Raw genomic sequence first — 12,843 nt, 5'->3', positions numbered from 1 at the left:
GCCCGCACGAATCAGGATCCTGCGCGGCTGTCTGCCAGTGCCTACCGCGGGCAATTCCGCTGTCAAGCCGCAGCATACCGGGAAACGGTATTTTTCTCTGATCTTACTAGGAAATATCTTGCGGGTGATGCCTGGCAGATGAGGCCCAAGACTGCATTGCGATAGATCAAGAATTATGGTTTGAGAGGCTTGATTACGGCGTTCTAGCGATCTGGCCCCAATTCCTCTTAGAGGTATTCTTGCGCGGCGGTTTGTCAGACGGGCGGATCGAATAAGCGTTTCCCGGAAACAGGGGAATGCACGTGGGGTGATTTCGTAAGGGGAGCGCGAACGGCATGAGGATGTCGATGGGCCGGATGGGCCGGCAGTTGCTGGGATTGGCCGTGGCGGGTCTGACGCTGGCGACGGGCGGTGTGGCATTCGCCGAGCTCGGGCAACCGGCGCCGTGGGAGTGGGCGCTCCAGCAATCCGGCTCGCCGGTGATGGATAACATCGTCTGGTTCCACAACTTCCTGTTGGTGCTGATCACCTTGATCACGCTGTTCGTCCTGGCGCTGCTCGTGGTCGTGGTCATCAAGTTCAATGCGAGGGCCAATCCGGTGCCGTCGCGGACCACCCACAACACGCTGATCGAGGTGGTGTGGACCCTGGTTCCGGTGCTGATCCTGGTCGGCATCGCGGTGCCGTCGTTCCGCCTCCTGTTCCTCGAGCTCGACGTGCCGAAGGCGGATCTGACCGTCAAGGCGACGGGCAAGCAGTGGTACTGGTCCTATGCCTATCCTGATAACGGCAAGTTCGAGTTCGACTCGCTGATGGCCCAGGACAAGCAGCCCCGCCTGCTCGGCGTCGACAACGAGATGGTGGTGCCGGTCAACAAGGTGATTCGGGTCCAGACCACGGGCGCGGACGTCATCCACGCCTTCGCGCTGCCGGCTTTCGGCGTCAAGATCGACGCCATTCCGGGGCGGCTGAACGAGACCTGGTTCAAGGCCACCAAGACCGGCATGTATTACGGCCAGTGCTCGGAACTGTGCGGCAAGGATCATGCCTTCATGCCGATCGCGATCCGAGTGGTCGACGACCAGGAGTTTGCCTCCTGGGTCGAGACCGCGAAGAAGAAATTTGCGAGCGGCGGCACCAGCACCTACGCCTCCGCGGCCGGCCCGACGCAGTAAGCGCCGGGCGCAGGCTCGAGGGACTGAAAGCGACATGAAGGGCGGGACCGCATAAGGTCCGAATGGGACGCAAGGCAGGATTTGAAAATGGCAACGAGCGCAGCGGCACACGGCGATCACGCGCATCATGACGAGCACGCCCATCCGACCGGATGGCGGCGCTACGTTTATTCGACCAACCACAAGGACATCGGCACGATGTACCTGATCTTCGCGGTCATCGCCGGCGTCATCGGCGCCACGATGTCGATCGCGATCCGGGCCGAGCTGATGTATCCGGGCGTGCAGATCTTCCACGAGACGCACACCTACAACGTCTTCGTGACCTCGCACGGCCTGATCATGATCTTCTTCATGGTCATGCCCGCGATGATCGGCGGTTTCGGCAACTGGTTCGTGCCGCTGATGATCGGCGCGCCCGACATGGCGTTCCCGCGCATGAACAACATCTCGTTCTGGCTGCTGCCGGCCTCCTTTGCGCTGCTCTTGATGTCGACCTTCGTCGAGGGCGAGCCGGGCGCCAACGGCGTCGGCGCCGGCTGGACCATGTATGTGCCGCTGTCGAGCTCCGGTCATCCGGGCCCGGCCGTCGACTTCGCGATCCTGTCGCTGCATCTGGCGGGCGCCTCGTCGATCCTCGGCGCCATCAACTTCATCACCACGATCTTCAACATGCGCGCGCCGGGCATGACCCTGCACAAGATGCCGCTGTTCGTGTGGTCGATCCTGGTGACGGTGTTCCTGCTGCTGTTGTCGCTGCCGGTGCTCGCCGGTGCGATCACCATGCTGCTGACCGACCGCAATTTCCACACGACGTTCTTCGCGCCCGACGGCGGCGGCGATCCCGTGCTGTTCCAGCACCTGTTCTGGTTCTTCGGCCACCCCGAGGTGTACATCCTGATCCTGCCCGGCTTCGGCATGGTCAGCCAGATCGTCTCGACCTTTTCGCGCAAGCCCGTATTCGGCTATCTCGGCATGGCCTACGCCATGGTCGCGATCGGCGGCATCGGCTTCGTAGTGTGGGCACACCACATGTACACGGTCGGCATGTCCTCGGCGACGCAGGCCTATTTCGTTGCCGCCACGATGGTCATCGCGGTTCCGACCGGCGTGAAGATCTTCTCCTGGATCGCCACGATGTGGGGCGGTTCGATCGAATTCCGCGCGCCGATGATCTGGGCCGTGGGCTTCATCTTCCTGTTCACGGTCGGCGGCGTCACCGGCGTCGTGCTGGCGAACGCGGGCGTCGACCGCGTGCTGCAGGACACTTACTACGTCGTTGCGCACTTCCACTACGTGCTGTCGCTCGGCGCCGTGTTCGCGATCTTCGCGGGCTGGTACTACTGGTTCCCGAAGATGTCGGGCTACATGTACAACGAGACGCTGGCGAAGGCCCACTTCTGGGTCACCTTCATCGGCGTCAACATGGTGTTCTTCCCGCAGCACTTCCTGGGTCTGTCGGGCATGCCGCGCCGCTACGTCGACTATCCCGATGCGTTCGCAGGCTGGAACCTGGTCTCCTCGGTCGGCTCCTATATCTCCGGCTTCGGCGTCTTGATCTTCCTCTACTGCGTGCTCGACGCCTTCATGCGCAGGGTGCCGGCGGGCAACAATCCCTGGGGTGCGGGGGCGACCACGCTGGAGTGGACGCTGTCCTCGCCGCCGCCCTTCCACCAGTTCGAAGTGCTGCCGCGCGTGCAGTAAGCCATCGTCCGCGGCGCCCGAGACGGGCGCCGCGGCTGTTCACGAAGCGAGTTGAATTAAGTGTCCGTCCTCGACCACAACGCCATCGACATCAATCCCCGCATCTCCGAAGCGGAGGTCGGCGACTACATCGCGCTGCTCAAGCCGCGGGTGATGTCGCTGGTGATCTTCACCGCGCTGGTCGGGATGGCGATGGCGCCCGGGCATTTCCACCCCGTGCTGGCGATCACCTCGCTGCTCTGCATCGCCGTCGGTGCCGGTGCCTCCGGCGCGCTCAACATGGCGCTCGAAGGCGACATCGACGCCAAGATGTCGCGCACGGCGAACCGGCCGATCCCGCGCGGCCGCATCACCCGTCCCGAGGCGATGGCGTTCGGCATGACGCTCGCTTTCTTCTCGGTGATGACGCTCGGCATCCTCGTCAACTGGATCGCGGGCGCGCTGCTCGCCTTTACCATCTTCTTCTACGTCGTGATCTACACGATGTGTCTGAAGCGCTGGACCGCGCAGAACATCGTGATCGGCGGCGCCGCCGGCGCGCTGCCGCCGGTGGTGGCCTGGGCCGCCGTGACGGGCACGGTCGACGTCGAGCCGCTGCTGCTGTTCGCCATCATCTTCTTCTGGACGCCGCCGCATTTCTGGGCGCTGGCGCTGTTCCGCTCGGACGATTACGCCCGTGCCGGCATTCCGATGCTGCCCAATGTCGCCGGTCCCGACGCGACGCGGCTCCAGATCCTGCTCTACACCATCGTGCTGATCGCGGTCGCCGCCGCGCCCTGGGCGCTCGGCTATTTCGACGCCATCTACGGCATCGTCTCGCTGATCCTTGGTGCCGGCATGCTGGTGCTCGCCATCAACGTCTACATGCGCCGCGAGCGCAGCCAGTCGCTGCGCGCGACCCGCAAGCTGTTTGCCTTCTCCATCCTTTATCTGTTCGCGCTATTCGCAACCTTGCTGGCCGAGGTCGTGTTCCGGGCGCTTGCTCCGATGGCATGGGGCGCATGAGGCAGGGATGGCCGACAAACCCGAGCCAGATGGAATCGTCCTCACCGAGGCGCAGAAGAAGAGCCGTCGTCAGCGCTCGATCGCCATTGCTTTGGCGCTCGGCGTGCTCGTGGTGCTGTTCTTCGCCGTCACCATGGTCAAGGGACCGGCAGTTCTAGTGCGGCCGATGTAGGAAGATGGATCACGAGCCGACCATATCGCAGGACGTCAGCGCCAAGCCGGCCAAGCGCCGCGGGCTGGGTCGCGATGTGGTGGTTGCTTCCATCTGCGGCGGCGTGGTGGCGCTGATGGTGGGGGCATCCTACGCGGCAGTGCCGTTCTACAACTGGTTCTGCCGCGCTACCGGCTTCAACGGCACCACCCAGGTCGCGACCTCCGCGCCAGCGACCGGCCCGATCGCGCGAAAAATCTCGGTGCGTTTCGATTCCAACGTCGCGCCGGGCCTGCCCTGGAAGTTCGAGCCCGAGCAGAGCGAGATCGAGGTCAATATCGGTCAGGTCACGACCATCTACTACACCGTGACCAACCAGGCCGCGCGCACCACCGCGGGCCAGGCCGCCTATAACGTCGCGCCGCTGACGGTTGGGTCATATTTCCAGAAGATCAACTGCTTCTGCTTCACCGAGCAGACCATGGCGCCCGGCGAGAAACGGGAGATGCCGGTCGTGTTCTACGTCGATCCGTCGATCGCCGACGACCACGAGAATGACGGGCTGAACACGATCACGCTGTCCTACACGTTCTATCCGGTGAAGGATCCCGTGGTGAAGCCGCTGGCATCCGGCGAACGCGACAAACGCAAGGGAAATCTCTGATCGCCGGGTTCATGGCTCGGGGGTTGGACACAAGGGGATAAGTGCCTGATAGGCACGGGATTGAGGAGAGAGACCGCAAATGGCAACGGCGCACACCAAGCATCACGACTATCACCTGGTCGATCCCTCTCCCTGGCCGGCCGTCGGCTCGCTGTCGGCCTTCATCATGGCGGTTGGCGCGATCGCCTGGATGCACCACATGTTCTCGGCTGCCCCGATCGTGTTCGGCGTCGGCACCGTCGGCGTGCTCTACACTATGGCGAGCTGGTGGGGCGACGTGATCAAGGAAGCCCAGTACAAGGGCGACCACACCCGCGTCGTGCAGCTCCATCATCGCTACGGCATGATCCTGTTCATCGCCTCCGAGGTGATGTTCTTCGTGGCCTGGTTCTGGGCCTATTTCAACGCGGCGCTGTTCCCCGCGGACGCCGTCCATGCCACGCGCGATGCCGTGTTCGGCTGCGGCCTCGGCACCCAGGCCGGTGCCTGCTCCGTTCCCGGCACCTGGCCGCCAAAGGGCATCGAGACCTTCGATCCCTGGCATCTGCCGCTCCTGAACACGCTGATCCTGCTTACCTCCGGCACCACCGTGACCTGGGCGCACCACGCGCTGCTCGAGAACGATCGTCAGGGCCTGAAATACGGCCTGATCCTCACCGTCGTGCTGGGTGCGCTCTTCACCTGCGTGCAGGCCTATGAGTACAGCCACGCGGCGTTCTCGTTTGGCGGCAACGTCTACGGTGCGACCTTCTTCATGGCGACCGGCTTCCATGGCTTCCACGTGCTGGTCGGCACCATCTTCCTGCTGGTCTGCCTGTTCCGCGCCTATGCCGGCCACTTCACGCCGAAGCAGCATCTCGGCTTCGAGTTCGCTGCTTGGTACTGGCACTTCGTCGACGTGGTCTGGCTGTTCCTGTTCCTCTGCATCTATGTCTGGGGACACGGCGCCGAGACCATGGCCCACGGCGCGCACTGAGCCTGCGAGGCGGATGATCAGAAGGGGCGGCCGTGGTGCCGCCCTTTCGCTTTCCGGCCGCCGGAAGCTTCGGCGGAAACTGTGATAGAGTTTGCCATCATGAACGACACCGCCGGCCCATCCGAGCCCGAAACCACCGTCCTGCAAAGCGCGCTGCGCGGGCTCGCCTGCAAATGTCCGCGCTGCGGCAAGGGCAAGCTCTATGCGGGCTTCCTGACGCTTGCGCCTCGCTGCGACCGCTGCGGGCTCGACTACGCCTTCATCGATAGCGGTGATGGTCCGGCGATCTTCATCATCATGCTGGCCGGAGCGATCGTGGTCGGCTGCGCGCTCGTCGTCGAGGTCAAGTATCAGCCGCCGTTCTGGCTGCATGCGGTGCTCTGGCTGCCGCTGATCCTCGCCACCACGCTATTGCCGCTGCGCGCGATGAAGTCGCTGCTAATCGCGCTGCAATTCCACCACAAGGCAGCGCCGGGCCGGCTCATCGACCGCGCGAAATGAACGGGAGTGTGCGCAAGCCTCGCGTGGCCGGCTTTGCGCTGTTCACGTTGCTCCTGACGGCCGTCTTCGTCGCACTCGGCATCTGGCAATTGCAGCGCCGGACAGCCAAGCACGAGCTGATCGCCGCTCTCACCGAACGGCTTGCGGCCGCGCCGGTCGCGCTGCCTGCGCCCGCGCAATGGGCTGCGCTCAATCCCGCGCGCGACGAATTTCGCCGCGTCAGCTTCACCGCAATCTACGCCCCGCTGCCCGATGCGATGGTCTATTCATCCGGCTCGGCCGTGCGCAAGGACGCTGTCGGCCCCGGCACCTGGGCGTTCCTGCCGGCGCGGCTTCCGAGCGGCGAGATGGTCGTGATCGATGCCGGCTTCGTCGAGAACACGATGCAGGATCGCAGCGTCGAGGATCGCGCGGTGAGGCAGCTCGTCACGGGTCAGCCGGCCGTGCTCACCGGCTATCTCCGGTTCCCGGAACCAGCAGGCTGGCTGACACCGGCGGAGAACCGCGACAAGCGACTCTGGTTCGTGCGCGATCATCTGGGAATCGCGAGCGCGCTCGGCTGGGGGACGGTCGCGCCGTTTTATATCGACCTGGAGCAGCCGATGCCCGAGAACGGCATTCCACGTCCCGGTCCGCTCGACGTGCATTTGAAAGACGATCACCTGCAATACGCCATCACTTGGTTCACGCTCGCAGGCGCCCTGTTGATCGCTTTTGCGGTGTGGGTGAGGGGGCGGCGGCCGAGCTGATTTTGTCCGTAGATCCACGAGGGAACCCGGTATCGCCCGGGCTTTACCATTCAGCGCATATTCACGAGTGTAGTCCTAAGCCGCCAGTGCTTGTCCCCGGCAGAGGATTGCAGCGTGAGTGATTTTGATCAGATGGGAATTGTCGTCGATTGGGTGGACGCCTGTCGGAAGGGCGACCTCACGACGCTGCTCGATCTCTATGCCGACGACGCCCAGCTCGAATGCATGTGCAACGGCATGCACCGATATTGCGGCCGGAGCGAGCTCGAAGCCTATTGGCAGCCGCGGCTCAGCGCCTTCGCGTCGGTGGGTTTCGGACTGGAGGAGATCCATCCCGCGCCTCATGGCGTCGAACTCGAATATTCCGTCGCCGGCGCGCTGCACATTCATGCTTCGTTTCGCTTCAGCCCCGAAGGCAAGATCCGCAGCACGCTGTGCGAGCCGGCGCGGCAGAGCGCGCATGCCGGTTGCGCGTGCTAAAGCATGATCCGGAAAAGTGCGCAGCGGTTTTCCGAAAAGTTCATGCTCAAGCAATAACCTAAAGCGCGATGACGATTCACCCCAATCTCATCGCGCTTTAGCCTGATAATGGCGCATCCCGCGTCGTCTCGACCGGAAGACGGCAGCGTATATACGTTCGGTTATCCGCGCGCAGCAGTGACAGCGATCCACTGAGCGCGCGCACGCGCTCATGCATGCCGGTCAGACCCCGGCCGAAGACGTTGCCGGCGGGAAAGCCGCCGCCGTCGTCGGAGATCTCGACGACGAGCGTCTCGCCGGCGACGGTCGCCTGCACATGGGCATTGCTGGCTTTGGCATGGCGCAGCACGTTGGTCAGCGCCTCCTGGATCACGCGATAGACGGTCTGGGCCAGCGGTCCGTCGATCCCGTTGAGACCGGGATCGATCGTGGCCGTCAGGCCGATATGCGGTGACTGCTTGCGAAAGTTTTGCAGCAGTGTCTGCACGCTGGTCGCGAGGCCCAGCTCCTCGATATAGAGCGGTCGCAGCCGGTCGAGAATACGGCGGTTGGTCTGCTGGAGCGCCTCGATCGATTGCAGCACCTCCTGCGCCGAATTGCCGAGATTTCCTGCAGGTGAAGATGCCTCGATCAAGGCGATCGTCCCCGCGCGGATGCTGAACAACAGCGGCCCGAGTTCGTCATGCATCTCGCGGGCGAGGTCGCGCCGCTCGTCATCCTGAAGCGACACCAGGCGGTGCAGGAGGTTGCGATTGTCCGCGCTCAATTGCGCCAGCGTTGCGGCCAGCGAATTGGCCTCCTCGCAACTCTGCCGGATCTCCGGCGGGCCGGCGACGGGAATCGGCGTTGCGTAGTCGCCGCGCCGTATCCGCGTGAGCCCCTCGCCGAGATTTCGCAGGGGCCGCAGCGCCGATCCCGCGAAGACATAGGCGATGGTGCCCGTGAGCACCATGAGCGCGAGGACGAGGCAGATCAGCGCGAGAAAGCCGATCCATTTCTCGAACAAGTCGGCCGACAGGTCCGGGAGGAAGACGAGATCTCCTACACGCCTGCCGTCGATGATGACCGGGGACGCCGCGTCCATCTCCGGGATGACAAGCAGCTCGATGAACCATTGCGGCACGCCATGCAGGCTGCGCAGGCCGCCTTTCGGGGAGGGCGCGGGACCCTCCTCGGCGGCGCGGAATTGGATATCGGAGGAGGTACCCAATGAATGGACAAAGGCATCGAGTGTCTGCCGTGGCTTGTCCGACGCGCGCAGGGTGTTGTTGAGCGCGGTGGCGATTGCCCGGGCCGAACGCTGGCGCGGCTCATTTTCCTCAGCGAGCTGGCCCCCCGCGAAGGTCTGAAGCAGCATGCCGCCCAGGATCAGTGCCGCGAGAAGGCTCGCGCCAAGCGGAAGAAACAATTGCGTCCGGAATGAGAGCCGTTGCCACATTAGGTCAATTCTAACGTGTTTTGGTGGGATTCTCTCTTTCCATTTGTTCCCGCCGGTCTATGAGTCGAAAAACAAGAGAGCGCGCGATGCAAGATACCGCCAGACCGGCGACCAGGGTCCTGATCGTCGACGACCATCCCGTGGTGCTGTCCGGTTGTCGCACCCTGTTCGCCTCCGACCACTCGATCCGTATCGACGAGGCGACCGACGCCAAATCCGGGCATCGCGCCTATGTCAGCAAGCGGCCCGACGTCACCGTGATCGACATCAGCCTGCCTGATGTCTCCGGCTTCGAGCTGATGCGACGCATCCGCAAGGACGATCCGGGCGCCAAGATCATCATGTTCAGCATGAACGACGATCCGGCCTTCGTGGTGCGGGCGGTCGAGCTTGGGGCGCAGGGTTATGTCTCCAAGGGCGACGATCCCAGGATCCTGCTGAAAGCGGTGCGCAAGGTGGTCGCAGGCGACAATTTCATCTCGCCGCAGCTCGCGGAAGCCGTGACGTTTTCCGGTGCGGCGATCAAGGCCAATCCCGCCTCGCAGATGACGCCGCGGGAGCTCGAAATTCTCCGCCTGCTCGGACGCGGCGACAAAATCGTCGAAGTGGCTGAGGCGCTCGGCATCTCCTACAAGACCGTCGCGAACACCACGTCCCTCCTCAAGCAGAAGCTCGGGGCCAAGAACCATTCCGATCTGATCCGGATCGCCGTGGAAATCGGGATGAATTGATCTCCCGCCAACGACCGAACCGGCTGCTCCAGGATGCAGCGGTTCGGTCGACGGATCGGCGTCGCCATCGGCCGGGCAATGCATGGGCGATGGCTGGCACCCTCCGCCGACCCAATCGGTCGCCACGGCATTCGTTCCTCAGGCAGGCCATAGGTTCGGGAAAAACCAGCAATGAGGAGCAAGTCGTTGCTCCTATCCGCGACAGAATGCCCTGAGCACGCCGGGAAAAATAGGAACGTCGTTCGTCGCCTGCCGTTTTGGCTCTTGACGATTTGATTGCAGCTGACGAAAGCTTGGGCGAACAGTTTTAGCGGGTCGAGGGACCCGACGAGGCAAACCGGTCTGCACACAACGACAGACCTTCCAAGAGAAGGGCTGCGGCAAAGCCGCAGCCCTTTTTCATTCAGCAACGAGGGCGACCGGAAGCGGTTTCCCGATGCCGCAAAACACTTTATGGTGGCCGAAAGCCGCTGGCTGTTAACAAGTATTTTCGTAAAATCAAAGGCTTAACGAGCGGGCTCACGCTCGGCCGGCCTTTGGAGGGCAGTTTGACTCGTTATATCTCGACCCGGGGCGAGGCCCCCGAACTCGGCTTCTGTGACGTAATGCTGACCGGGCTCGCCCGCGATGGCGGCCTGTATGTGCCGGCCGTTTGGCCGCAGCTTTCGGCGCAGGCCATCGTCGGCTTCTTCGGCCGCCCCTATTGGGAGGTCGCGGTCGACGTGATTCGCCCCTTCACAGGCGGCGAGATCACGGACGCCGAGCTTGGCCGCATGGCTAACGAGGCCTATGCCACCTTCCGACATCCTGCGGTGGTGCCGCTGCGCCAGATGTCGCCGCATCAGTTCGTGCTGGAGCTGTTCCACGGCCCGACGCTCGCCTTCAAGGACGTGGCGATGCAGCTGATCTCGCGGCTGATGGACCATGTGCTCGCCAAGCGCGGCCAGCGCACCACCATCGTGGTTGCGACCTCCGGCGATACCGGCGGCGCCGCGGTCGAAGCCTTCGCGGGTCTGGAGAATGTCGACCTCATCGTGCTGTTCCCGCACGGCCGTATCTCAGAGGTCCAGCAGCGGATGATGACGACGACGGGTGCGGCCAATGTGCACGCGCTCGCCGTCGAAGGCACCTTCGACGACTGCCAGGCGCTCGTGAAGGGGATGTTCAACAACCATCGCTTCCGCGATGCGACCTCGCTGTCCGGCGTCAACTCGATCAACTGGGCGCGTATCGTTGCCCAGGTGGTCTACTATTTCACCTCGGCCGTCGCCGTCGGTGCACCGGCGCGCGCGGTGGATTTCGTCGTGCCGACCGGCAATTTCGGCGACATCTTTGCCGGCTACGTCGCCAAGCGCATGGGGCTGCCGGTGCGCACGCTGCGCATCGCCGCCAACGTCAATGACATCCTGGCCCGCACGCTCAAGACCGGGATCTACGAGGTGCGCGAGGTGCACGCCACGGCGTCGCCGTCGATGGACATCCAGATCTCCTCGAATTTCGAGCGGCTGCTGTTCGAGGCCGGCGGGCGCGATGCGGCCGGTGTGCGTCGTCTGATGGATTCTCTGAAGCAGTCCGGACGCTTCGTGCTGCCCGATGCGACGCTGGCCGCGATCCGCGAGGAGTTCGACGCAGGCCGCGCCGACGAGACCGAAACCGCGGCTGCGATCCGCGCCGCCTGGCGCGAGGCGGGCGAGCTAGTCGATCCCCATACCGCGGTGGCGCTTGCGGTCGCCGACCGCGACACCACCGACACGACTGTCCCGAGCATCGTGCTCTCCACGGCCCATCCGGCCAAATTCCCCGACGCGGTCGAGGCGGCCTGCGGCCAGCGGCCGCAACTGCCCGCCTGGCTCGACGGATTGATGACCAAATCCGAGCACATGAAGGTGATGAAGAACGATCAGGCCGAGGTCGAGCGGTTCGTGCTGTCGGTCAGCCGCGCCGCAAAGCAGGGAGTTGCCGGATGAGCGTCGAGATTTCCAAGCTTGCCTCCGGCCTGACCGTCGTCACCGACAAGATGCCCCATCTCGAAACTGCCGCGCTCGGCGTCTGGGCCGGCGTCGGCGGGCGTGACGAGAGGCCGAACGAGCACGGCATCTCGCATCTTCTGGAGCACATGGCGTTCAAGGGCACGACGACGCGCTCCTCGCGCGAGATTGTCGAGGAGATCGAAGCGGTCGGCGGCGACCTCAATGCCGGCACCTCGACCGAAACCACGTCCTATTACGCGCGGGTGCTGAAGGCCGACGTGCCGCTCGCGCTCGACGTGCTCGCCGACATCCTCGCCAATCCCGTTTTCGAGTCGGACGAGCTGGAGCGCGAGAAGAACGTCATCGTGCAGGAGATCGGGGCTGCGCAGGACACACCCGACGACGTCGTGTTCGAGCATCTGAACGAGCTCTGCTATCCCGACCAGCCGATGGGCCGTTCGCTGCTCGGCACCGCCAAGACGCTGCGCGGCTTCAACCGCGACATGCTCCGCGGCTATCTGTCGACGCATTATCGCGGGCCCGACATGGTGGTGGCCGCTGCCGGCGCGGTCGATCACAAGCAGGTGGTCGCCGAGGTCGAGAAGCGCTTCGCGAGCTTCGAAGCGACGCCGGGACCGAAACCGCAATCCGCCCAGTTCGGCCAGGGCGGCGCCAAAGTGGTCCACCGCGAGCTCGAGCAGGCGCATCTGACGTTGGCGCTCGAAGGGGTGCCGCAGACCGACCTCTCGCTGTTTTCGCTCCAGGTCTTCACCAACATTCTCGGCGGCGGGATGTCGTCGCGGCTGTTCCAGGAGGTTCGCGAGAAGCGCGGCCTCTGCTACTCCATCTACACCTTCCACGCGCCCTACACCGACACCGGCTTCTTCGGCCTCTACACCGGCACCGATCCCGCCGACGCGCCGGAGATGATGGAGGTCGTGGTCGACATCATGAATGATTCGGTTGAAACCCTGACCGAGGCCGAGATCGCGCGGGCCAAGGCGCAGATGAAGGCGGGCCTGTTGATGGCACTGGAGAGCTGCTCGTCCCGTGCCGAGCAGCTTGCCCGGCATGTGCTGGCCTATGGCCGGCCGCAGACCGTGCAGGAGCTGGTGGCCCGAATCGACGCCGTCAGCGTCGAATCGACCCGGGATGCCGCGCGTGCGCTGCTTTCGCGCAGCCGCCCTGCGGTCGTCGCATTGGGCAGCGGCAGGGGGCTGGACACGGCGGTGTCTTTTGCGGAAGGATTGACCCGGGCGCGCGCCAAGGCGCGGCTGCATTAGGAGCCGCGCAGGGGCG

Annotated in this window: 13 protein-coding genes; 12 read left to right on the top strand and 1 reads right to left on the bottom strand. The window is 64.1% G+C overall.

Annotated elements, in window-relative coordinates; genetic code table 11:
* Positions 1-335: 335 nt before the first annotated feature.
* The 9 genes from coxB (at position 336) to ACR9YP_RS01895 (ending at position 7,405) form a co-directional block, all read left to right on the top strand.
* Complete coding sequence (gene coxB / locus ACR9YP_RS01935) at positions 336-1,175, top strand: cytochrome c oxidase subunit II (protein ID WP_370987813.1); 840 nt, start codon at positions 336-338, stop codon at positions 1,173-1,175.
* Between the two features lie 87 nt (positions 1,176-1,262).
* Positions 1,263-2,879, top strand: a complete 1,617-nt coding sequence (gene ctaD / locus ACR9YP_RS01930; protein WP_091885212.1) for a cytochrome c oxidase subunit I — start codon at positions 1,263-1,265, stop codon at positions 2,877-2,879.
* Between the two features lie 60 nt (positions 2,880-2,939).
* Positions 2,940-3,884 carry a heme o synthase gene (locus tag ACR9YP_RS01925; RefSeq protein ID WP_474218886.1) on the top strand — a complete coding sequence of 315 codons (945 nt, stop codon included), beginning with the start codon at positions 2,940-2,942 and terminating at the stop codon, positions 3,882-3,884.
* A gap of 7 nt (positions 3,885-3,891) precedes the next feature.
* Positions 3,892-4,056 carry a hypothetical protein gene (locus tag ACR9YP_RS01920; protein ID WP_018644977.1) on the top strand — a complete coding sequence of 55 codons (165 nt, stop codon included), beginning with the start codon at positions 3,892-3,894 and terminating at the stop codon, positions 4,054-4,056.
* A 4-nt stretch (positions 4,057-4,060) separates the two neighbouring features.
* Positions 4,061-4,699, top strand: a complete 639-nt coding sequence (locus tag ACR9YP_RS01915; protein WP_091885218.1) for a cytochrome c oxidase assembly protein — start codon at positions 4,061-4,063, stop codon at positions 4,697-4,699.
* Between the two features lie 79 nt (positions 4,700-4,778).
* Positions 4,779-5,675 (top strand): cytochrome c oxidase subunit 3, encoded by an 897-nt coding sequence (locus tag ACR9YP_RS01910; protein ID WP_091885221.1) that lies wholly within the window; start codon positions 4,779-4,781, stop codon positions 5,673-5,675.
* 99 nt (positions 5,676-5,774) lie between these two features.
* Positions 5,775-6,176, top strand: a complete 402-nt coding sequence (locus ACR9YP_RS01905) for a DUF983 domain-containing protein (protein WP_474218885.1) — start codon at positions 5,775-5,777, stop codon at positions 6,174-6,176.
* Complete coding sequence (locus tag ACR9YP_RS01900) at positions 6,173-6,925, top strand: SURF1 family protein (RefSeq protein ID WP_474218884.1); 753 nt, start codon at positions 6,173-6,175, stop codon at positions 6,923-6,925. The genes ACR9YP_RS01905 and ACR9YP_RS01900 overlap by 4 nt, the downstream gene beginning before the upstream one ends.
* A gap of 114 nt (positions 6,926-7,039) precedes the next feature.
* Positions 7,040-7,405, top strand: coding sequence for a nuclear transport factor 2 family protein (locus tag ACR9YP_RS01895; RefSeq protein ID WP_091885231.1), 366 nt, complete (start codon positions 7,040-7,042; stop codon positions 7,403-7,405).
* A 97-nt stretch (positions 7,406-7,502) separates the two neighbouring features.
* Here the strand turns inward: ACR9YP_RS01895 and ACR9YP_RS01890 are convergent, their stop codons facing one another.
* Positions 7,503-8,843, bottom strand: a complete 1,341-nt coding sequence (locus tag ACR9YP_RS01890; RefSeq protein WP_474218883.1) for a histidine kinase — start codon at positions 8,841-8,843, stop codon at positions 7,503-7,505.
* 86 nt (positions 8,844-8,929) lie between these two features.
* On the opposite strand from ACR9YP_RS01890, the gene ACR9YP_RS01885 reads away from it, so the two are divergent.
* From ACR9YP_RS01885 to ACR9YP_RS01875, 3 genes are all read left to right on the top strand, one after another.
* The gene (locus ACR9YP_RS01885) at positions 8,930-9,574 is read left to right on the top strand and encodes a response regulator transcription factor (protein WP_091885239.1); all 645 of its coding nucleotides are present in this window, start codon (positions 8,930-8,932) and stop codon (positions 9,572-9,574) included.
* A gap of 548 nt (positions 9,575-10,122) precedes the next feature.
* Complete coding sequence (gene thrC, locus ACR9YP_RS01880; protein ID WP_474218882.1) at positions 10,123-11,541, top strand: threonine synthase; 1,419 nt, start codon at positions 10,123-10,125, stop codon at positions 11,539-11,541.
* On the top strand, positions 11,538-12,827 hold the full coding sequence (locus ACR9YP_RS01875) for a M16 family metallopeptidase (protein WP_474218881.1): 1,290 nt from the start codon (positions 11,538-11,540) through the stop codon (positions 12,825-12,827). Before thrC ends, ACR9YP_RS01875 begins: the two co-directional genes overlap by 4 nt.
* Positions 12,828-12,843 lie beyond the last annotated feature (16 nt).

It is taken from the genome of Bradyrhizobium sp. BR14999 (assembly GCF_056106085.1).
This window is presented reverse-complemented; position numbering and strand designations above follow the sequence as displayed.